The sequence below is a fragment of the Caulobacter sp. P1_D6 genome, assembly GCF_056406095.1.
Map to the genome: position 1 here is coordinate 1 of NZ_JBFUAW010000051.1, position 21049 is coordinate 21049.

Genomic DNA, 21049 nt, shown 5'->3' on the forward strand with positions numbered 1-21049 from the left:
CGCGCTTTGTCCCCGTTCGACGCCGACGGCGGGCGGGCTCCCCAACGATGGGAGTCCCCGGACACGCTGAAGTAACCCCCTCCAGCCCAGTCCCGCTCGATCGCCCCCCGCCGCCGCATCGGTCGCTGGCCATGCGCCCTTTCCATGCGGCGAGGTGAGATCAGGATACGGGCGGTTTGGAAGATGAGGATAAACTCGGGTCGAGAAAGTTCAAGGCATTGAAATCGTGGGGGTTTGTTCTCTGACCGCCGAGGATAAGTCGCCATCCGGGTACATGCTCTCACGGCAAGGCCTTGCAGATCGATCCTGGCGCGTCGGGTGAGTGCGTGTCCCCAACGTCATCCACGACGTCAGAGGCTCATCTCGACTGAGGCTAGTCCCAAGCTCAGCGGATCAAGGTGGGGACACGCACTCACCCCGACCGCCCAGCGAACCGGCCGACGCACGGCCGTGAGAGCATGTCCCCGGCCGCGATCGCCAACCCCCGCACCCCGCCGGACCGCCCCTCGGCGGCCAGGCCGCGCCCTGAAATCCATGGTGGCGAGCCTGCTCTGGGGTCTGACCGTGTCAAGGATCGCCTCTGGCGACCGCGTCGCGGCGGCGCGGCGCGCCGTCCTTGACACGGTCAGACCCCAGAGCTCCCATTCCACCAAGGGTTTCAGGACGTGGCGTCATCCGCTGAGGGGGAATAGAGGCTGCGGGGCCCCACAGAGATTCTCAATCAAAATGAATCTGCCGAATGGGACGTTGGGCCTAGACATGTGTCGGCCAGGCCACAATTTCAAACGACCTGGCGCTTTTCATCGAATGGCCTGGCCGAAGCTGTTGACCGCCAGGTAGCTTGAACGTAGTTATTCCATGTCGCCGAGTGTCTGGAAACCGATGGCGGCAAAGTGCAACCAAATCTCAGGTGGAGAGGAGAAAAAGATGCTGTGGCACAGCTCCCAAAGGAGGGCCTGATCGTGGACAGGTGATCCACGCTTAAGGTGTCGCGCGGCCGGAGTGTCTGGAAAACCGACGGCCGCGCGACATGCATCCAAACCCACTAAAGCGGAGAAGGAATTCGAATGAGCGCTGATAATTTAGGGCAGTCTGGGCCCACTGTCACTACCAGCCTGACCGACCTACTTGATCAAGGCGATCATTCCGGCCGCCCGTTCAATGTCTTGGTGGGTTCCAACATGGGAAATCGGACGCTCATAATGAGCGTTCCCATGGCAACGTTTTATGAGATTTCAGAGGTCGCCAATAAGGCGAATCTAGAAGCTGTGCCTGCCCATCGAGAACTGCCAATTGCGCAACGGCGGCTTGATGAAACTCACGCAAAGAAGTTGGCCATTTTTATTCTGAAGGGTCTGATCGACACAGCGCGCCGCAAGCAAGAAGCGCAGGGGCGGACGGTTTCCCCGACGCTTATTGGAATCCAGAAGGAAATAGGGTCGCAACCCTATATCTCGATGCAGCCGATCACGACAAATATTCGCACTTGCAGCTTTGGCGGAGATGGGCTCCGGTTTGAGCGAAATGGCGGGGTTATCACCGTATATCTTTCCGACAAACACGTGCTCTGGGTAATTGACGGCCAGCATCGGCGTTTTGCCATGCATATGGTTTTCGAATTCCTGAAAACTGTTGTGAATAACGGACGCTATCCTCGCAAACCAGCGCTTTATCTGCCTTCAGGAGATAATAAGCGAGATCCGACTCCCGAAGAAATGCAAGTCTGGGCGGCGGCGTTTGAGATCGCTCGAACGGCATGCTCTATTGTGGTTGAGTGCCATCTTGGTTTGGACTTTGATCAAGAACGGCAGCTTTTCCACGATCTCAACAACCTTGGCAAAACTGTTGAGAGTGGTCTAGTTTACGAATTTGATAACTCGAATGCCGTAAATCGATTTATCAAAGAGCGTCTACTTGGAAACGATATCCTGAAAGCTAAGGTCGTTGATTCTGACAATCCGCACGATTGGCATAAAGACGAAGGGGTTATTTCCCGTAAAGATTTAATATCAATCAATGCGATTCTTTTCCTGAACAAAACCACTATTAATGGTGCATCTCCGGCGGATATTAATGCAAAGGAGAATTATGGTTGTCGCTTTTGGGGTGCTATTGCCCAAATCCCATATTGGGGTGAAGAGGGGGCAAAAAAGGCTACTGTTGCTGCGCAGCCGGTTGTTCTCAAGGCCCTAGCAAAACTTGCCTACGATTTCGGGTATGGCCGTGATGAAAATGTGAACCATCTAGAGCGACTTTTGACGGCGCTTGAAGAGGGTGACATTGACTTTTCTCATGCGAATCCGATGTGGCGTTACTTCGATATGAGCATTGAAGAGCGAGAGCAATCATGTCCCGGCTTAAAGGACGCAGTTACTCCCGATGAAGCGGGATACAACTTGGATCTTGGCAATTTCGATGAAAGTAGCGGATTGATGCGGTTCGGTGCCAAGCACAATGACATTCAACGACATCTTGGCGACATGATTCGTTGGAAGCTAGGACTTCCGAAACGGAAAGCTCTAATCAAGCTTCAAGACGAAATCATGTTCGCCGATATACTTAGTGAAGTTGATAAATAACCGAGATGCCCCCTGCGTGGGGGCATCTTCCCCCTACTCCCCCGCCACCACGTCCCCCGCCCCCTCGTACGCCGCCATCATCGCCATGTTCAGAATCTTCGACACCGACGCGCTCAACGGCGCGATCTGCACCTGCTTGCTCAGCCCCAGCAACACCGGCCCAATCACCGTCGCGCCCCCTAGCGACTGCACCAGCTTGGTCGCGATCGAGGCCGAGTGGATGGCCGGCATGACCAGGATGTTGGCGCTGTCGGTCAGGCGCATGAACGGGTAGTTGGCGCGCTTTTCCGGGTCGAGCGCCAGTTCGGGCGGCATTTCGCCCTCGTATTCGAAGTCGACGTCCATCTCGTCGAGCATGGCCACGGCCTCGCGCACCTTGTCGGAGCGCTCGCCCATCGGGTTGCCGAAGGTGGAGTAGCTCATGAAGGCCACGCGCGGCTTGAAGCCCAGGCGCTTGACGGCGCGGGCGGCCTCGACGGCGATCTCGACCAGTTCGTCGGCGTCGGGCAGCTCGGTGACGTTGGTGTCGGCCACGAAGACCGTGCGGCCCTTGGCCAGGACGACCGACATGCCCATGATCCGGCCGCCGGGAGCCGGGTCGATGACGCGCAGCACCTCTTCCAGGGCCTGGTCGAAGCTGCGGGTGACGCCGGTGACCATGCCGTCGGCCTCGCCCAGGGTGACCATCGAGGCGGCGAAGCTGTTGCGGTCCTGGTTGATCAGGCGCTGGACGTCGCGCTTGAGGTAGCCCTCGCGCTGCAGGCGCAGATACAGGGCGTCGACATAGTCGGGATTGCGGTCGCTGAGGCGGGCGTTGACGATCTCCAGGCCCACGGTGTCGGGGTCCAGGCCCACGACGCGCATGTTCTCGTGCACCAGGTTCTCGCGGCCGCAGAGGATGGCCTTGCCGTAGCCGCCGGTCTGGTAAGCGTAGGCGGCGCGGATCACCGACGGGTCCTCGCCTTCGGCGAACACGATGCGCTTGGGGTTGGCCAGCACGGCGCCGCTGATCTTCTGCAGGAAGCCGGCGGTGGGATCCAGGCGCTGGGCCAGGCTGGCGCGGTAGGCGTCCATGTCGGCGATCGGGCGGCGGGCGACGCCGGTGTCCATGGCGGCCTGGGCCACGAACGGCGGCACGTACCAGATCAGGCGCGGGTCGAAGGCCGAGGGGATGATGTACTGCGGGCCGAACTTCAGCTGGCGGCCGTGATAGGCGGCGGCGACCTCGTCGGGCACGTCCTCGCGGGCCAGCATGGCCAGGGCGTTGGCGCAGGCGATCTTCATCTCGTGGTTCACGCGGCGGGCCCGCACGTCCAGGGCGCCGCGGAAGATGTAGGGGAAGCCCAGGACGTTGTTGACCTGGTTGGGATAGTCGCTGCGGCCGGTGCCCATGATCGCGTCCTTGCGGATCGCGTGGACCTCTTCGGGGGTGATCTCCGGGTCGGGATTGGCCATGGCGAAGATGACCGGATTGGGCGCCATGCTGGCGATCATCTCGGGCGTGAAGGCGCCCTTGGCCGAGAGGCCCAGCAGGACGTCGGCGCCGACCACCGCCTCGGCCAGGGTGCGCAGCGGGGTGTCGACCGCGTGGGCGCTCTTCCACTGGTTCATGCCCTCGGTGCGGCCCTGGTAGAGCACGCCCTTGGAGTCGACGGCGATGACGTTGTCGGGCTTGACGCCCATGGCCTTGATCAGCTCCAGCGAGGCGATGCCGGCCGCGCCGGGGCCGTTCAGCACGACCTTCACGTCCTCGATGCGCTTGCCGGTGATGTGGCAGGCGTTGATCAGGCCGGCGGCGCAGATGATCGCCGTGCCGTGCTGGTCGTCGTGGAACACCGGGATGTCGAGCAGCTCCTGCAGCTCGGTCTCGATGCGGAAGCATTCGGGGCTCTTGATGTCCTCCAGATTGATGCCGCCGAACGTGACGCCGATGTTCTTGACCACCGTGATGATCTCGTCGGCGTCCTTGCTGGTGACCTCGATGTCGATGGAGTCGACGTCGCCGAACCGCTTGAAGAGCACGGACTTGCCCTCCATCACCGGCTTGGAGGCGAGCGCGCCGAGATCGCCCAGGCCGAGGATCGCGGTGCCGTTGGAGATCACGGCCACCAGGTTGCCCTTGGAGGTGTACTCGTAGGCCAGGTCAGGGTCCTTGGCGATGGCCAGGACCGGCACGGCGACGCCGGGAGAGTAGGCCAGGGACAGGTCGCGCTGGGTGGCCATCGGCTTGGTGGCGACGACGCCGATCTTCCCGGGGGTTGGATAGCGGTGGAAGTTCAGCGCTTCCTCGTCCGTGAAGGTCTTCTTTTCCGCGTCGCTCATGGCGCGTTCCCCTGCTTAGTCACACGGTGATGGAGGCGACGAACGATGCGACGCGTCCTTATATGGCCGCACCGTAGCGACCGGGCGGGGCCCTAACAACCTCGCGCGCTTGAAGTTTTTAGGGTGCAAACGCTTGTTCTGCTTGGGATTAGGCCTGTCCAGCGTTGTCATTCGGCTTGACCTGAGGGGAGGTCTCGGGAGACTACCGCGCGCGTCATCCCCGGGAGATCGCCTTGAGCCAGAACGACTTAGCCGCGCCGCAAAGCCCCTCCAAAGGTACCGTTACCATTGCTCTCGCGGGCGCCTTGGGACGCATGGGCCAGGCCTTGGCGAAGACGCTGGACGGGCGCGCGGATGCGAAGGTCGTCGGACGATTTGATCGTCCCGGAGCGACGGGCGAGGGGTTGGTCGAGCGCGACGAGGCCCTGAAGGCCGCCGACGTGGCCATCGACTTCACGATTCCCGAGGCTTCCGTGGCCCTGGCCGAGGCCTCCGCCGCGAAGGGCGGGCCGGCCCTGGTCATCGGCTCGACCGGCTTTTCCGACGAGCAGAACGCCCGCATCGCGGCGGCGGCGACCAAGATCGCCATCGTCAAGTCCGGCAACTACTCGCTGGGCGTCAACATGCTGATGGGCCTGGTCCGCCAGGCGGCCGCCGCCCTGCCCGCGCGCGACTGGGACGTCGAGGTCTACGAGGCCCACCACAAGCGCAAGATCGACGCGCCCTCCGGCACCGCCCTGATGCTGGGCCAGGCGGCGGCCGACGGGCGCGGCGTGGGCCTGGGCCAGGTCTCCGACCGCGGCCGCGACGGCGTCACCGGACCGCGCAAGGAGGGAGCCATCGGCTTCTCCGTCGTGCGCGGCGGCGGCATCATCGGCGAGCACAGCGTGATCTTCGCCGGCGAGGAAGAGGTGTTGACCCTGTCGCACTCGGCCACCGATCGGGGCCTGTTCGCGCGGGGCGCGGTGGCCGCCGCCTTGTGGGTCAAGGGAAAGCCGCCAGGCCTCTATGACATGCAGGATGTCCTGGGCTTTGAAACTAAGGCCTAACAATCGCCGCAGCTTGCGGCATTGTGCGCCCTGATGGCCGAGCCCTCCACGCCAGAGACGAAACCCGACGCCCAGTCGCCCTCGCAGGCGCGGTCCCGCCGCGCGGCGCTGCTCGACGCCGGTCTGGAGGCGATGAGCCTGGCCGCCTTGGCCTTCATCGCCATCGGTTTCTCGGCCTATGCCGGGCGCCGCGAGATCAGCCGCGAGCTGGCCCTGGCCTGGCTGAACGACAAGGGGATCGAGGCGACGCTCGACCTCGACGACCTGGACGCCACCGGCTTCGCGGGCCGGATCCGCCTTGGCCCCAAGAACGCGCCGGTGTTCTCGGCCGAGCGGATCGAGGTGGCCTACGACCTGGTCTCGCCCTGGAGCGGCGGCGAGTTCGCGCTGAACACCCGCGCTGTGCGGCTGGTGCGGCCCCGCGTCAACGCCCGGCTGGACCAGAACGGCCTGAACTTCGGGACCCTGCAGCCGCTGATCGACGCGGCGCTGAAGTCGCCGGCCGAGCCGACCACGCCCGGCCCGGCGATCCTGATCGAGGACGCCCGGGTGCTGCTGCGCACGCCCGGCGGCCCGGCCCGCCTGACCGGCGACGCCAGCCTGGACGACGGCAAGCTGCTGCGCTTCGACGGCCGGCTGGGCGCCATGCGCTACGCCACCCGCGACCTGTCGTTCGAGGCCGACGGCGCCCTGATCAAGGCCCGCAAGCGCGGCGACCGGCTGACCGTCGACGTCCAGCTGGGGCTCAAGACCCTCAGCGCCGGCCAGCTGGACCTGACCGAGGCCCAAGGCTCGCTGCAGGCCGACCTGACCTATCCAGACCTGAAGACGCTCTCGATGGTCGGTCCGGCCGAGGCGCGGCTGGCCCTGAGGGCCCGGGGCGCCGAGGTCGAGGCCGCCAGCCTGGGCGGGCTGGAGGCCAATCTGGTGGTGGCCGGCCTGCTGAGCGGCGACTTCAAGCGCGGCGGCCTGACCGGTAAGACCACCTTCCACGCCCGGGGCGAGCGCCTGACCGCGCAGGGGTTGGACAGCCGCGACGTAGTCGCCGACCTCGACCTGTCGAACCTGGCCCTGACCTATGATCCGTCCGGCGTGCGCGGCTCGGCCCGCACCCGCCTGAGCGCCAACGCCGACAGGGCCGTGGCCGGGGGCGCGGCCCTGTCGCGCACGGGGCTCGAGGTCCAGTCGTCCAGCGTCACCCTGGTCTCGGACGCCCAACGCAGCTCGATCAGCGGTCCGCTGACCGTGGCCCTGGGCGCGGGCCGGGCGGCGGCGGGCGGGGTCGTGCTGTCCAGCCTGGCGGCCGACGGCAAGGGCCGGTTCTCGGTCGGGACCGACGGGATCGCCCTGGCCCTGGACGCCCATGCCGACGCCGACGGCGCGATGAGCGGACCGGACGCCGCGCGGGTCAGCGCCGCCCTGCCCAATCCCGACTACGCCCAGGCCGCCGCCAGGGCGCTCTCGGGCTTCGAACTCAGCGCCCCGGCCCTGAAGCTGGGAATCACCGGCGGCCAGACGACGCTGTCCCTGCCCCGCCCCATCGCCCTGACCGCCGCCGGCGGCGCCAAGGCCGTGCTCAGCGCGCCCGGCGGCCCCCTGGTCGCGATGCGGGACGGCGCGGGCGCCGGCCGGGCGGTGGTCGCCCTGGGCGGCGGCGGCCTGCCCGACATCACCTTGAAGGCGCCCCGCTGGCGGTCCGACGCCTCGGGCCTGACCAGCGACGTGATCGTGGCGGGGACCCTCGACGTCCCGCCCCTGTCCGGGCTGGCCGGAACCCTGGCCGGCCAGGCCCGGCTGGCCGGCGGTGGTCTGACGCTCCGGCTGGACCGCTGCACGCCCCTGACCGCCCAGGCGATCCTGATGGGCGAGCCGCCGATCAGCGACGTGAAATTCACCCTCTGCCCGACCGCCCAGCCGCTGGTCGTCGCCAGCGGCGGCCTGTGGCGGGCTTCGGGGCAGGTCAAGGACGGCCAGGCCCTGGTCAATGTCGCCCAGGCCCGGGTCGAGGGTGCGGCCGCCAGCTTCGTCGCCGGCGGCAAGGGCTTCGACGCCGCCCAGGTCAAGGTCACCGGCGGCCGCATCGTGGAGGCCTCGCCCGACGGCAAGCGTTTCGAGACGGTCGCCATGCTCGGCGAGGTCGACCTGGCGCGCGGCCAGTGGACCGGCAAGCTGAACGCCTCGACGCTGGACGGCCGCCCGGTCGGGACCATGACCCTGCGTCACGACGTGGCCAGCGGCCGGGGCCAGGCCGATATCGACGCCTCGAAGCTGACCTTCTCCAAGGGCGGCCTGCAGCCGCTGGGCCTGACGCCCCTGGCCGCGATCGCCCGCGACGCCGAGGGCCCGGCCGCCTTCACAGGCAGCTTCCACTGGGCCGGCGAGGTGATGACCAGCGAAGGCCAGGTCTCGACCACGGGCCTGAACTTCAAGAGCCCGTTGGGCCAGGTCCACGGACTGAAGGGGCGGATCGTCTTCGACAGCCTGGCCCCGCTGACCAGTCCGCCCGGCCAGGTCCTGACCATCGACAGCATCGACGCCATCGTGCCGATCCAGTCGGTCCGGGCCAGCCTCGCCCTCGGCGCCGAGGCCCTGCACCTGGAGGCCACGACCTTCGAGGCCTCGAAGGGCAAGGTCACCCTGGAGCCGCTGGACCTGCCGCTGGACGGCAAGAGCGCGATGAAGGGCGTGGTCAACATCGCCGGCCTGGACCTGGGCCAGCTGGTCGCGGGCTCGTCCTTGGCCGACAAGGTCAAGGTCGAGGCGGTGATCGACGGCCGCCTGCCGTTCGAGGCGGGCCCGGCCGGCTTCAAGTTCGTCGACGGCAAGGTCTACGCCGTCGGTCCCGGCCGCCTGTCGATCGCCCGCGAGGCCCTGACCGGCGTACAGGCCGGCCAAGGCGGCGTCGACCCCAACGATCCGCTGACCGTCAAGAAGGACGCGCCGGTCAACGCCATCCAGGACTTCGCCTACCAGGCGATGGAGAACCTCAGCTTCAGCACGCTGGAGGCGGGCGTCAGCAGCACCGACAAGGGGCGGCTGGGCGTGCTGTTCCATATCAAGGGCGAGCACGATCCCAAGATCGTCGAAAAGGCCCGGATCGGCCTGATGGAGCTGCTGAACGGCAGCGCCTTCCAGCGCCGCATTCCCTTGCCGGCCAAGACGCCGGTCGACCTGACCCTGGATACGTCGTTAAACTTCGACGAGCTCATCGCGGCCTGGCGGCGCGGATGGCAGGAAAGCGAGGCCGTGACGCCCGCTCCCTCGCCTCCCGCCACGCAAGCGCCACGTTCAGATGCGGTTCAGCCTTGAAACCGCAGATTCCCCGAGAACTGGAGACACCCGCCATGAAGCGCGCTCTGATCCTTCCCCTCCTCGCGGTGGGCGCCCTGGCGGCGTGCACCCCGACGGTGCGGGTCAAGGTCGACCCGATCAACATCTACGCCAAGCTGGACGCCGACGTGCGCGTGCGGCTGGACAAGGAAGTCCAGTCGCTGATCCAGCAAAACCCGAACCTGTTCTAAGAGAGGAACCGACATGATCCGCAAGACTATGACGGTCCTGGCCCTCGCCGCCTCGCTGGGCGCTGTGGCCCTTCCCGTTCTCGCCCAATCAGCCGCCGCCAAGGCGGCCGTCGACGCCGGCAAGGCGTCCGGAACCGTGGGCGAGCAGGCCGACGGCTATCTGGGCGTCGTCTCGGGCGGCGACGCGGCCCTGCGCGCCGCCGTGGCCGAGATCAACACCGGCCGCGCGGCCGCCTACAAGGACATCGCCGCCAAGAGCGGCGTGACTCCCGAGGCCGCCGGCCAGGCCACCGCCAAGCAGCTGTACGCCCGCCTGGCGCCCGGCCAGTACTGGAAGCCGCTGGATGGCGGCTGGACGAAGAAGTAGGGCGGTCGGGCCCTTCTGGGCCCTCCCCCCGCGGGGGAGGTGTCGGCGAAGCCGACGGTGGGGGGAGTGATCGGCTGATGGCCGCACCCCGGATCAATGATCCGAAAACTCCCCCCACCGGCCTTCGGCCGCCTCCCCCACGGGGGGAGGACCTTTGCCCGGCCCCACCTTGAACCCACCTCCGCGCGTCGCCACCTAAGTGTCACGTTGCGAGGCCAGGCGCCGATCTCGGGCCTGATCCTCGCGAACGAAGTCGCTTGAGCGAGGACTTCGCGATGACCCGGACGATCCTGTTCGACAGCCCCTTCCTGCTGGGCTTCGAGCACACACGAGACCTGATCGAGCGCGCGGCCAAGGCCGCCGCCGAGAGCTATCCGCCCTACAATGTCGAACAGTCCGACGACGGCGGGGTTCGCATCACCCTGGCCGTGGCCGGCTTCTCGCCCGACCAGCTGCAGGTGACCGTCGAAGGCGGCCAGCTGGTGGTGGCCGGACGGCGCGACAGCGAAGGCAAGCCCGAGGTCGACAAGGCCTATCTGCATCGCGGCATCGCCGCCCGCGGCTTCCTGCGGACCTTCGTCCTGGCCGACGGCATGGAAGTCACGGCCGCCACGCTCGAACACGGCCTGCTGCACGTGGACCTGGCCCGTCCGGAGCCCGAACGGCTGGTCCGCCGCATACCCATCCGCTCGGTGGGCTGAACCTCAAGTCGGCCCGCCGACGCATTCTCATGACGATCCCTGGTCGCGGTCTGAACCGAGACGCGCCACGGGGCGTTCCCTTTCCGAAGGAGGTGGTCTTATGACACCGAACCCCGCTACCCCGTTCTTCTCCGCCGAGGCCTTCGCGGCTTTGGGCGCTCCTGACCTGGTCTATGTCCGACCGATCAAGGCCGCGGAGATCCTGGCCGACGTGCCTGTCGGCGTCAGCGACGAGGTCGACCTTTCTCCTGACCAGACGCTCTACGCGGTGTTCCGCGCCGACGGCGCCCGCCTGGCCGTGCTGACCGACAAGGACGCGGCCGTCGCCGCCGCCCTCGCCCACGAACTGGCGCCGGTCTCGGTGCACTAAGCCCTCTCGATCGCCATCGGTCCTCGCGGCCGGTGGCGACGAGCCTTCCCTCTCCCTCGCCTCTCCTCGCCCGGTCGACGCGCCCCCTCCGGGCGCGGTAGGACTCGTAACCACTAGACCGGGGCGACAGGGTGAGGAAGACGCATGAACGACGCGAGGATCGGACGCCGTGGCCTGCTGGGCGTGGCCGGACTGCTGATGGCGAGCCCGGTTTGGGCGGCCCCGCCTAAACCCCGCGTGGCGATCCAGACCGATCACGGGACGATCGTCGTCGAGATGGAGACCGGCAAGGCGCCGATCACCTCGGCCAATTTCCTGCGCTATGTGGACGCCCACAAATACGACGGCGGGACCTTCTATCGCGCGTCGAAGACCAAGGGCGTCAAAGGCGCCGGCTCGATCCAGGGCGGCCCGCCCGCCCGGGTCCGCCGCTACGCGCCCATCGCCCACGAGAGCACCCGGCTGACCGGGATCAAGCACCGGGCCGGGACCATCTCGATGGCCCGCAACGCGCCGGGCAGCGCAACCTGCGACTTCTTCATCTGCGCCAGCCCGCAGCCCTATCTCGACGCCCATCCGGGCGGGCCCGGCGACAACGAGGGCTTCGCGGCTTTCGGCGGCGTGGTCCAGGGGCTGGATGTGGTGAAGAAGATCCTGGCCCTGAAGGCCGACGGCCCAGCGGCCTATCCGGCCATGAAGGGCCAGATGCTGAATCCGCCGGTGAAGATCCTGAGCATGAAGCGGGTCTAGGGGCGAACCCTCGCCCCTCCCCAATTCGTCATTCCCGCCCTTGTGGCGGGAACCCCTGGTTCAGCTGACGGTGAAGCGTTTTGGCGCGCTGGCGCGCCACACCTCTGTCCTGCGGCGGACAGAGGGCTTCCCGCCACAAGGGCGGGAATGACGGTGGTTAGAAAGTGTCGTGAACTCCAGCAGCGACCTAGGCCGCCGTGGGCTTGCTCTCGTGGGCCTGGGTCAGCATCACGTGCACGGCGTCGGCCGAGCGGGCCTTGCGCAGCTGCTCGCGCATGTCGGGCTCGCGCATCAGCCGCGAGATGCGGGCCAGGGCGCGCAGGTGGCTGGAATCGGCGTCCTTGGGCGCGAACAGCGCCACCAGCAGGTCGACGGGCTTGTCGTCCACGGCCCCGAACGCCACCGGCGTCTCCAGGCGCATGAACACCGCGCGGACCCGGTCCAGGCCGGACAGGCGGGCATGCGGGATGGCCACGCCCTGCCCGACGCCCGTCGAGCCCACGCTTTCACGTTCGACAAGCCCCTCGAGGGTCTCGTCGGCGTCGACGCCGAACACGCGGGCGGCGACATCGGCGATGACGCCGAGAACCTGACGCTTGTTGGAGGCGCTGACCCGCAGGGTGACCGCGCCAGGCTCCAGTAGATCGCCGATGGTCATGGGTGGAAACTCGCTCGCAGTCGGTCGTCGCGCATCGTCGCCACAGAGAGGCCTACCGAAACGCGCCGACCGACTGGAGGTTCGATCAGCTTGCGGCCGGTGCGTGCCCGTTCAGCGACTTGGTGCGTTCGGGGTCGATCCAGCCGATATTTCCGTCAGGTCGCCTGTAGACCACCGACAAACCGTCGTGGGCGGCGTTCCTAAACACGATTGCCTGGGACTCGGTCAAGTCCAGTTCCATGACCGCCATGGAAACAGTCATGATCTTCAGCGAGGACTGGGTTTCGGCGATGATCATGGCGGAAGGCGCGCCGGCGGGGTGGCTGTCCTCCGCCGTCCAGTCGTCTTCGTCGATCTCGTCGCCTTCCGGGGCGCGCAGCACGTACATCGCCGCGTTCTCGGCCTGCTTGGCGGTGGCGGCGATCGAATGGCTCTTCAATCGTCGCTTATAGCGTCGGACCCTCGTCTCGATCTTGGCCAGGGCGGCGTCGAAGGCCGCATGGGCGTCGCCGCCCGAACCATGGCTGATCAGCTGCTGGCCCGAAGCCAGCTTGACCGAACAATCGACCCGGAAGGCGAAGCCCTCCTTGCTGATCACGACATCGGCGTCACCGCCGCGGTCGAAATACTTGCCGATGCTCAGGGTGATTTCGTCGGAGACTCGCGCTCGCAGAGCCTCGCCAACGTCGACATGCTTGCCGGAGATTTGGACTTGCATGGCCTATCAACGCGCCCGGTTCGGTCTGGTGTCAAGCGTCGCAAAAGCGACTTAAAACAGCCCCGGAATCATATGCAGGAGGCGCTCGACCGCCGCCGCCACGACCCCGGCGCTGACCACCAGCAGGCCCACGCTGACCGCGGCCATCAGGTAGCCCAGCAGGGTCAGAAGGCCGTCGCGCTGCAGCAGGGACAGGGCCAGGACGGCCACGGTGGCCCCCGGCGCCAGGTTGCCCAACGGGATCGGCAGGACCAGCACCAGGGCCAGCAGGGTGCAGACCACGCCGATCAGCCGCTCGCCGATCGGGCCGAACAGGATCTCCAGCCGCGGGCGGGTGACCAGCTCCATCCGACGGACGATCGGCGTCAGCCTACGGAACAACCCGCGCAGGTCGTCGCGCTTCAGCGGGTGCTCGACCAGCTTGCGCGGCAGCCAGGGAATATCGGAACCCCAGGCGATCTGCGGGGCCAGCAACAAGATCGGCAGGCTGAGGATCGTCGACGAGCCCGGGGGCAGGGGCAGGCAGTTCAGCAGGCCGAACACCAGCAGCATGGCCCCGAAGGCGCGGCTGTCGAACTGCTCCAGCATCTGGCCGACGGTCAGGACGGGACGGGTGTCCTCGCCGAAACTCTCGATGACGTCGGACAGGCTCTCGGTGGTCATGTCTTACCTTAGGTCGCGCGGATCAAACGCGTAGCGCGACCGTTCGGCAGCATGACGTCAGGCGGTTTCCTTGATCAAGCGCCGCCGTTCGACCGAGGACGGAATTCGCAGCGCCTCACGGTATTTGGCCACCGTGCGGCGGGCGATGTCGACGCCGGCCTCCTTGAGGATCTCGACGATGGCGTCGTCGGAATGGACGTCGGCCTCGGTCTTCTCGGCCTCGACCAGGCCCTTGATCTTGTGGCGGACGCTGGCGGCGGAGTGGGCCTCGCCGCCTTCGGACGACTGGATCGCCGAGGTGAAGAAATACTTCAACTCGAACACGCCGCGCGGGGTGGCGATGTACTTGTTGGAGGTCACCCGGCTGACCGTCGATTCGTGCATGCCGATGGCGTCGGCGACGGTCTTCAGGTTCAGCGGACGCAGGTGCTCGACGCCGTAGGCCAGGAAGCCGTCCTGCTGGCGGACGATCTCGCTGGAGACCTTCAGGATGGTCTTGGCCCGCTGGTCGAGGCTTTTGACCAGCCAGTTGGCGGTGGCGAAGCTGTCGGAGACGAAGGTCTTTTCCTGGTCGGTGCGCGCGCCTTTGCTGACGCGGGCGTGGTAGCGCTGGTCGACCAGCACCTTGGGCAGGGTGTCGGTGTTCAGCTCCACGTGCCACAGGCCGCCGGGCGTCTCGCGCACGTGGACGTCGGGCACCAGGGTCTGGGGCGGGTCGCTGTGGAAGGCCGCGCCGGGGCGAGGGGTCAGGGCGCGGATCTCGGCGACCATCTCGCGCAGGTCCTCGTCGTCGACGCCGCAGAGCTTGCGCAGGGACGCCATGTCGCGCTTGGCCAGCAAGTCGAGGTTGTCCAGCAGGGCGGCCATGCAGGGGTCGTAGCGGTTGACGTCCTTCAGCTGCAGGGCCAGGCACTCACGCACGTCGCGGGCCATGACGCCGGCCGGCTCGAAGCCCTGCAGGACGGTCAGCACGCCTTCCACGAAGGCCAGCTCGCAGCCCAGGCGCTCGGAGACCTCCTCGAGGTCGGCGCGCAGGTAGCCGGTCTCGTCGACGGCGTCGATCAGCACCCCGGCCACCACGTTCTGGGCGGGCGACAGGCCGGCCACGGCCAGTTGCTCGGTCAGGTGCTCGACCAGGGTCGGGGGGCGCGACAGGGCGCCTTCGTAATTGTCGTCGCTCTCGAAATTGCCGCCGCCGCCGGTGCGCGACCAGTCGATCTGGCCGCCGGCCTGTTCGGCCCCGGCTTCGGCCCCGTCCGGACCTGGCCCGTCGCCGGTGGCGCGCTCGCCGGGCGAGACGTCGTCGGGCGTGGCGTCCATCTGGTGGCTGGCGGCGCTGTCGGAGACGGAGTCGAGGCCCAGGTTCTCGGTCGGACGCTCGACGGCCTCATCGGGCGCGCGTTCGGTCTCGACCGGGCCGTCGTCGCGCGCCAGCAGGGGATTGCGCTCGAGCTCGGCCTCGACGAAGGCGTCGAGTTCGAGGTTCGACAGCTGCAGGAGCTTGATCGCCTGCTGAAGCTGCGGCGTGATGACAAGGCCCTGGCCTTGCCGAAGCTCCAATCGATGGCCGAGAGCCAATGCGCCCTCCTGGGCAAATCAACGAACCTGTTGATCGCCATTGAAAGGCCAGTTTGGTTAACGGGGCGCCAACGCCAGCAAAAAGCGGGCCACTGCGACCATCTGGCCGTCGAGACCTGCGTTTTTCTCGGCGTCAGGCACCAAGCCCTTGATATCGAAAGGCTTCCGTTGCGCCGAAACAGCGACGCGAGGTCCGCGCGCTCCGGATCGCGGAACGCGCGGCCTGCAGAATCTTGCCCAGGCAGCGGGCCTCGACTTAAAAGGTGGAGGCGGGCAGGGCGGTTAGACCCGCTCGTCGAAGCTGTCGCCGAGATAGACGCGGCGGACCTCGGGGTTGTCGACGATCTCCTGCGGGGCGCCTTCGAACAGCACCTCGCCGGCGTGGATGATCGAGGCCCGATCGACCATCTGCAGCGTCTCGCGGACGTTGTGGTCGGTGATCAGGATGCCGATGCCGCGGTTCTTCAGGTAGCTGACCACTTCGCGGATGTCGGAGATCGCCAGCGGGTCGATGCCCGCGAACGGTTCGTCCAGCAGCATGAACGAGGGTTCGCTGGCCAGGGCCCGGGCGATTTCGACGCGGCGGCGCTCACCGCCCGACAGGGCGACGGCCGGCGACTTGCGGATGTGAGTGATCCGCAGCTCTTCCAGGATCTCGGTGACGTGCTCGCGCGCCCGGCGCTGGTCCTTCTGGCGCATCTCGACCACGGCCATGACGTTCTGCTCGACCGTCATGCCCCGGAAGATCGAGGCTTCCTGCGGCAGATAGCCCACGCCCATGCGGGCGCGCTGGAACATCGGCTGGGACGTGATGTCCTCGCCGTCCAGATAGATCGAGCCGTAGTCGGCGGCGACCAGGCCGGTGATCATGTAGAAGCAGGTGGTCTTGCCGGCCCCGTTGGGACCCAGCAGACCCGCGACCTCGCCGCGCTTGAGGCGCAGGGAGACGCTCTTGACGACCGGGCGGTCGCCGAACGACTTGCCGATGGCGTCGACGAAGAGGCCGTCTGAGGAGGCCGCGTCGTTGACGCCCAGGGATTGCATCGAAAACGCCATGGGTTCCTACGGCTTGGTCGTGGCGGCGGGCTTCTTGTCTTTGTTCTGGTCGGGATAGAGCACCGCCCGCACACGCGTCTTGCCGCGACCCGTGGCGTTGGATTCCATCTTCACATCGTTGGTCTTGGTCTTGATCGTCATGCGGTCGCCCCGGGCCACGTCCTGGCCCTGGACCGCCACGACGTCGCCGGTCACCACGACGGTGTCGGTGGCGTAGTCGTAGACGGCGTGGTCGCCGCGCACGGTCTGTTCCGGCGTCACGTAGAAGACGTTGCCGTCGGCCTCGACGCGGTCGACGTCGCCGCAGTCGGCGTTGCCGGTCGGCGAGGTGGTCTTACCGGCCGTCTTGCGGCGGTTGTAGACGGTCATGGTCGCGGCCCGCATGCGGGCCTTGTCCTGCAGGACCTCGACCGCGCCGCGGAAGATGGTCTTGCACTGGCTGTTGATGACCTCCTGCTCGTCGGCGGAGATGTCCACCGGCGCGCTGGAGTTGTTGCCGCCGGCCGCGGTCTGAGCCATGGCGGAGCCGCCCAAGAGGCCGCCAAAAGGCAAGAGGGGGCCGCTCAACAGGCTGAAGGCGATCGCCGTCGGCGCCATCCATCGATTCATCAACCACGTCCTCATGTCTATTCCGGAGCCGTCCCTGGTTCGGGGACTGCTTCACCCGTCTTCCGGTCCATCCGTGTCTTGACGCCGCCCCGGAAGATGATGCGGTCGCCCTTGTCATATACGGAGTAAGCGTTGGATTGCACCTGTCCAGTTGGACCTTCGCCTTGAAGCGTGGTTTCGCCGGTGGTGTTGCCGTTGCGGGTGTCGACCAGCGCCTCGTCCGAGGCGAAGCGGTAGCCGGCGCCGTCGTCCATGCGGACATTGCCGATCAGCTTGAGCATCAGGGTGTCCTCCCGATAGACGCCGCGGTCGGCGGTCGAGCGGGTGGGGGCGGGGCTGCCGACGCCCAGGGTCAGGGTCGGGGCGTCCAGGAACACCCGCTTCAGGTCGTTTTCGTCGCGCACCGCAGAGCGGGCGGTGATGATGAACGGCCGCCCGTCGCTGGACTGGCCGTAGAAGCGCGGCGTGACCATGCGGATCTGCGCCTTGTTCTCGGCCGGCCGGCGGTCGCCGGCGGTGAACGAGCGCCAGGCCACCTGGCCGCCCACCGTCGCCAGCAGGGCGGCCATGGCGACAGGCAGGACCACGCGCGCCAGCTTGACGCGGCGCGAACGGGCGCGCCAACGGCGCAGGTCCCGTCTGTATCCCGCCCGATCCGCCTCGAGGGTGGTCATGCCTCCCGCCTCAGCTGTGCGCGAAGATGTCGACGTCTTCCCAGCCGGCCAGGTCGAGGGCCGCGCGGTGGGGAAGATAATCGAAGGCGGCCTTGGCCAGCTCCATGCGGCCTTCGCGGACCAGCATGGCGTCCAGGCGCTCGCGCAGGGCGTGGAGATGCAGCACGTCCGAAGCCGCGTAGGCGACCTGTTCGGGCGTCAGCGTCGCCGCGCCCCAGTCCGAGCTCTGCTGGACCTTGGACAGCTCGACGCCGACCAGTTCGCGCGTCACGTCCTTCAGGCCGTGGCGGTCGGTATAGGTGCGGGCCAGCTTGCTGGCGATCTTGGTGCAGTACACGGGAGCCGTCATGACCCCCAGATGCAACAGGAACATGGCGATATCGAAGCGGCCGAAGTGGAAAAGCTTCACCACGGACGGATCGGTCAGCAGGCGCTTGAGGTTGGGCGCGTCGTAGGTCGAGCGGTCCAGGCGCACCACGTGGGCGTCGCCGTCGCCCGACGACAGCTGGACCACGCACAGCGGGTCGCGGCCCAGGCGCAGGCCCATGGTCTCGGAATCGATGGCGACGGCGGTCGCGCCGGCGAAGGCGCCGTCCGGAAGGTCGCCTTCATGCAGAAAGTTGGCCAAGTCTTCTCGTCTCCGCGCCTCGGTCTCGTTGCGCGGACGCTGCGAATTCCCGATGCGCCTGAATAGTGGGGCGCCGACCCTGTCGGCCGGATGAACAGGATATCTAACGCCTGGCCAGCGTGACCGCCAGCCCATCCCGCGTAAGAGGAGCGCCGCGACATGACCCGCGCAAGGGGACCGCGTCCCCGAAGGGACGAAACGCCATTCTGGATTTTGGGTTTTCTTTCGGCGCCACCCCGACCTTCTTTCGAAGGTTGGTAGGGGGTGGTGCCCAGGAGAGGACTCGAACCTCCACGACCTTTCAGTCACTGGCACCTGAAGCCAGCGCGTCTACCAATTCCGCCACCTGGGCCTGCGGGGCAATCCGTGGATCGCCGCGAGGCCGGGACGTTTATGCAAAGGTTTTGACCGCGTCAATCGCTTAGTTGCGCATTTCGTTGCGATTGGTCTCCGGCTCGTCTATCCCCCGGCTCACGAGTTTAGGACGAGGTTGATTATGCAAGGTCTGGTCACGGTGTTCGGCGGCTCCGGCTTCGTCGGCGGCCAGGTCGTTCGGCAGCTCGCCAAGGCGGGCCATCGCGTCCGCGTGGCGGTGCGCAATCCGAACCTGGCCTACAAGATGCGCATGCTGGGCGATGTCGGCCAGATCGAGGTCGTGCAGGCCAATGTCCGCAACGCCCCGTCGGTGGCCCGCGCGGTCGACGGCGCCGAGGCGGTGGTCAATCTGGTCGGCGTCCTTTGGGAAAGCGGCCGGCAGAAGTTCCAGACCCTGCACGTGATGGGCGCCAAGACCATCGCCGAGCAGGCCAAGGCCGCCGGCGTCAAGCGCCTGGTGCAGATCTCGGCCCTCGGCGCCGACGTCAATTCCTCGTCCAAGTACCAGCGCACCAAGGCCGAGGGCGAAGCGGCCGTCCGCGCGGCCTTCCCGGGCGCGGTGGTGATCCGCCCGTCGATCGTGTTCGGCGCCGAGGACAAGTTCTTCAATAAGTTCGGCCAGATGGCCGCGCTGTTCCCCGCCCTGCCGCTGATCGGCGGCGGCGAGACGAAATTCCAGCCGGTCTATGTCGGCGACGTGGCCCAGGTGGTGGCGAAAGCCGTCGCCAGCCCGGCCGCCGAGGGGCTGACCTACGAGCTGGGCGGCCCGGCCGTCTACAGCTTCAAGGAGCTGATGGAGTTCATCCTGGTCGAGACGGCCCGCAACCGCGTGCTGGCCCCGATCCCGTTCTTCGCGGCCGGCTGGATCGGCAAGGTCGGCGACCTGTCGCCGATCAACCCGCCGCTGACCTCCGATCAGGTCGAGACGCTGAAGACCGACAATGTCGCGGACAAGGGCCTGCCGGGCCTGGCCGAGGCCGGCGTGGTCCCGACCGCCGTCGAGGCCGTGGTCCCGTCCTACCTCTACCGCTACCGCAAGGGCGGCCAGTACGCCGAGGTCCCGGCGGGGGCGTTCTAGAACGTGGTCACCGAGGCGCCTGCGGCGCCCAATCCGCTCGGCGCGATGATCGCCGAGTGGCTATCGGTGTGTGACTTCGCGGTTCTAAGCCATGGCTTTCTTGAGCATGGCCGCGATTACACCGTCACCGTGCAGGACACCCTCGGCGGCGATATCGGCACACACAGATTGGTCTTCACCCATGTGGTGACGATGACCTACGAGACCGCCGTGTCCGACGCCGCCTGGGGTCGGTCCTGGGACGACGTGTTCCTCGATCACGAACGGGCCAAGGACCTGGACGGCTACGTCTGGGGAACGAACTGGTCTGACGCCTATCCAGGCCTCACCGCGCCGGAAATGGACGCTGAGGCGGTGGAGTGGGCGCGACGCCTCGACAAGCCCATGTACGCCATGAGTCTTGTCACGGACCGTTTCCGCCTACGGCTCGTCTATCACGACGTGCGATCGCAGAAGCTCAGCGACGACGCGTCGCTGATTCAACAGACGATCCATCCACTCTGACGGCGCGCCTCAGCGCGGGATGTAGATCAGGCCCAGCCCAACGACCCCCACCACGATCCGCCACCAGGCGAACGGGGCGAAGCCGCGCTTGCCGATGAAGGCGATCATGGTCTTGACCACCACCAGGCCCGACAGGAACGACACCACGAAGCCGATGGCGATCGTGCCAGCGTGGCTGGGGTCGATGTCCTTGTAGCTCTTGAGCAGGTCCAGGGCGAAGGCCCCGACCATGATCGGGATGGCCATGAAGAAGCTGAACTCGGCGGCGGCCTTGCGCTCCACGCCGATCAGCATCGAGCCGACGATGGTCGAGCCCGAGCGCGACACGCCCGGCAGCAGCGACAGGCATTGGAACAGGCCGATCAGGAAGGCGGTCTTCAGGGACAGCGCCATGCCGTCCATCTCCTTGGGAGCGGGGGCCTTCTTGTCGACGATCAGCAGCAGGATCCCGCCGATGATCAGCGACACGCAGATCACCTGGGGCAGGAACGGGTTCTCGAAGAAGTGCTTGATCACCCCGTGCAGGGCCAGGCCCGCGGCGAAGGCCGGGATGCAGCCGATGATCACGCTGAGCGCGAAGCGACGGGCTTCCGGCCTGGTCGGCAGGCCGACCACCACTTGCCACAGGCGCTGGAAATAGACGGCGACCACGGCCAGGACCGCGCCCAGCTGGATCAGCACGATGAAGGTGTCCCAGGTCGGATCGGTCAGGCCCAGGGCGATCTTGGTCAGCAGCAGGTGACCCGTCGACGAGACGGGGATGAATTCGGTCAGGCCCTCGACCAGGCCCAGCACGATCGCGATCAGCCAATCCGGCATCGTCACTCCTTCTAAGGGGTCCCCTAAGGG

The 21049-nt window shown here is 66.9% G+C and carries 20 protein-coding genes and 1 tRNA gene; 10 read left to right on the plus strand and 11 right to left on the minus strand.

Going from position 1 to position 21049, the window contains the following annotated elements; translation table 11 throughout:
* Positions 1-1067 precede the first annotated feature (1067 nt).
* Positions 1068-2579: a DNA sulfur modification protein DndB gene (locus tag AC1DYP_RS22450; protein ID WP_477048205.1), complete on the plus strand. Its 1512-nt coding sequence runs from the start codon at positions 1068-1070 to the stop codon at positions 2577-2579.
* A gap of 33 nt (positions 2580-2612) precedes the next feature.
* On the opposite strand, the gene AC1DYP_RS22455 is transcribed toward AC1DYP_RS22450, so the two are convergent.
* Positions 2613-4901, minus strand: a complete 2289-nt coding sequence (locus tag AC1DYP_RS22455; RefSeq protein ID WP_477048206.1) for an NADP-dependent malic enzyme — start codon at positions 4899-4901, stop codon at positions 2613-2615.
* Positions 4902-5134: 233 nt separating this feature from the next.
* Between AC1DYP_RS22455 and dapB the strand changes: the two genes are divergently transcribed.
* From dapB to AC1DYP_RS22490, 7 genes are all read left to right on the plus strand, one after another.
* On the plus strand, positions 5135-5950 hold the full coding sequence (gene dapB, locus AC1DYP_RS22460; RefSeq protein ID WP_477048207.1) for a 4-hydroxy-tetrahydrodipicolinate reductase: 816 nt from the start codon (positions 5135-5137) through the stop codon (positions 5948-5950).
* A 33-nt stretch (positions 5951-5983) separates the two neighbouring features.
* Positions 5984-9259 (plus strand): intermembrane phospholipid transport protein YdbH family protein, encoded by a 3276-nt coding sequence (locus tag AC1DYP_RS22465; RefSeq protein WP_477048208.1) that lies wholly within the window; start codon positions 5984-5986, stop codon positions 9257-9259.
* 35 nt (positions 9260-9294) lie between these two features.
* Positions 9295-9471, plus strand: coding sequence for a YnbE family lipoprotein (locus AC1DYP_RS22470; protein ID WP_422182393.1), 177 nt, complete (start codon positions 9295-9297; stop codon positions 9469-9471).
* 13 nt (positions 9472-9484) lie between these two features.
* On the plus strand, positions 9485-9838 hold the full coding sequence (locus AC1DYP_RS22475; protein WP_477033881.1) for a YdbL family probable chaperone protein: 354 nt from the start codon (positions 9485-9487) through the stop codon (positions 9836-9838).
* 275 nt (positions 9839-10113) lie between these two features.
* Positions 10114-10539: an Hsp20 family protein gene (locus AC1DYP_RS22480; RefSeq protein WP_477033880.1), complete on the plus strand. Its 426-nt coding sequence runs from the start codon at positions 10114-10116 to the stop codon at positions 10537-10539.
* Positions 10540-10639: 100 nt separating this feature from the next.
* The gene (locus AC1DYP_RS22485; protein WP_056443342.1) at positions 10640-10909 is read left to right on the plus strand and encodes a DUF1150 family protein; all 270 of its coding nucleotides are present in this window, start codon (positions 10640-10642) and stop codon (positions 10907-10909) included.
* 144 nt (positions 10910-11053) lie between these two features.
* On the plus strand, positions 11054-11659 hold the full coding sequence (locus tag AC1DYP_RS22490; protein WP_477048209.1) for a peptidylprolyl isomerase: 606 nt from the start codon (positions 11054-11056) through the stop codon (positions 11657-11659).
* A gap of 187 nt (positions 11660-11846) precedes the next feature.
* On the opposite strand, the gene ptsN is transcribed toward AC1DYP_RS22490, so the two are convergent.
* From ptsN to AC1DYP_RS22535, 9 genes are all read right to left on the minus strand, one after another.
* The gene (ptsN, locus tag AC1DYP_RS22495) at positions 11847-12317 is read right to left on the minus strand and encodes a PTS IIA-like nitrogen regulatory protein PtsN (RefSeq protein WP_477048210.1); all 471 of its coding nucleotides are present in this window, start codon (positions 12315-12317) and stop codon (positions 11847-11849) included.
* An 85-nt stretch (positions 12318-12402) separates the two neighbouring features.
* On the minus strand, positions 12403-13035 hold the full coding sequence (gene hpf, locus AC1DYP_RS22500) for a ribosome hibernation-promoting factor, HPF/YfiA family (RefSeq protein WP_477033876.1): 633 nt from the start codon (positions 13033-13035) through the stop codon (positions 12403-12405).
* Between the two features lie 51 nt (positions 13036-13086).
* On the minus strand, positions 13087-13698 hold the full coding sequence (locus tag AC1DYP_RS22505; RefSeq protein ID WP_477048211.1) for an exopolysaccharide biosynthesis protein: 612 nt from the start codon (positions 13696-13698) through the stop codon (positions 13087-13089).
* A 57-nt stretch (positions 13699-13755) separates the two neighbouring features.
* A complete protein-coding gene (gene rpoN, locus AC1DYP_RS22510; RefSeq protein WP_477048212.1) occupies positions 13756-15276 on the minus strand; it encodes an RNA polymerase factor sigma-54 in 1521 nt (506 codons plus the stop codon).
* A 282-nt stretch (positions 15277-15558) separates the two neighbouring features.
* On the minus strand, positions 15559-16320 hold the full coding sequence (gene lptB / locus AC1DYP_RS22515; protein ID WP_477033888.1) for an LPS export ABC transporter ATP-binding protein: 762 nt from the start codon (positions 16318-16320) through the stop codon (positions 15559-15561).
* 18 nt (positions 16321-16338) lie between these two features.
* Positions 16339-16851: an LptA/OstA family protein gene (locus tag AC1DYP_RS22520; RefSeq protein WP_477048213.1), complete on the minus strand. Its 513-nt coding sequence runs from the start codon at positions 16849-16851 to the stop codon at positions 16339-16341.
* Positions 16852-16958: 107 nt separating this feature from the next.
* Complete coding sequence (gene lptC, locus AC1DYP_RS22525; protein WP_477048214.1) at positions 16959-17615, minus strand: LPS export ABC transporter periplasmic protein LptC; 657 nt, start codon at positions 17613-17615, stop codon at positions 16959-16961.
* Positions 17616-17625: 10 nt separating this feature from the next.
* On the minus strand, positions 17626-18243 hold the full coding sequence (locus tag AC1DYP_RS22530) for a ribonuclease D (RefSeq protein ID WP_477048215.1): 618 nt from the start codon (positions 18241-18243) through the stop codon (positions 17626-17628).
* Between the two features lie 265 nt (positions 18244-18508).
* Positions 18509-18595, minus strand: a tRNA-Leu gene (locus AC1DYP_RS22535).
* Between the two features lie 144 nt (positions 18596-18739).
* Here AC1DYP_RS22535 and AC1DYP_RS22540 point away from each other — a divergent pair.
* Both AC1DYP_RS22540 and AC1DYP_RS22545 read left to right on the plus strand, forming a co-directional pair.
* Complete coding sequence (locus AC1DYP_RS22540; RefSeq protein WP_477048216.1) at positions 18740-19696, plus strand: complex I NDUFA9 subunit family protein; 957 nt, start codon at positions 18740-18742, stop codon at positions 19694-19696.
* 3 nt (positions 19697-19699) lie between these two features.
* Positions 19700-20200 carry a YxiG-like protein gene (locus AC1DYP_RS22545; RefSeq protein ID WP_477048217.1) on the plus strand — a complete coding sequence of 167 codons (501 nt, stop codon included), beginning with the start codon at positions 19700-19702 and terminating at the stop codon, positions 20198-20200.
* Between the two features lie 9 nt (positions 20201-20209).
* Here AC1DYP_RS22545 and AC1DYP_RS22550 read toward each other — a convergent pair whose 3' ends face one another.
* Complete coding sequence (locus tag AC1DYP_RS22550) at positions 20210-21019, minus strand: undecaprenyl-diphosphate phosphatase (RefSeq protein WP_477048218.1); 810 nt, start codon at positions 21017-21019, stop codon at positions 20210-20212.
* Between the last annotated feature and the right edge of the window lie 30 nt (positions 21020-21049).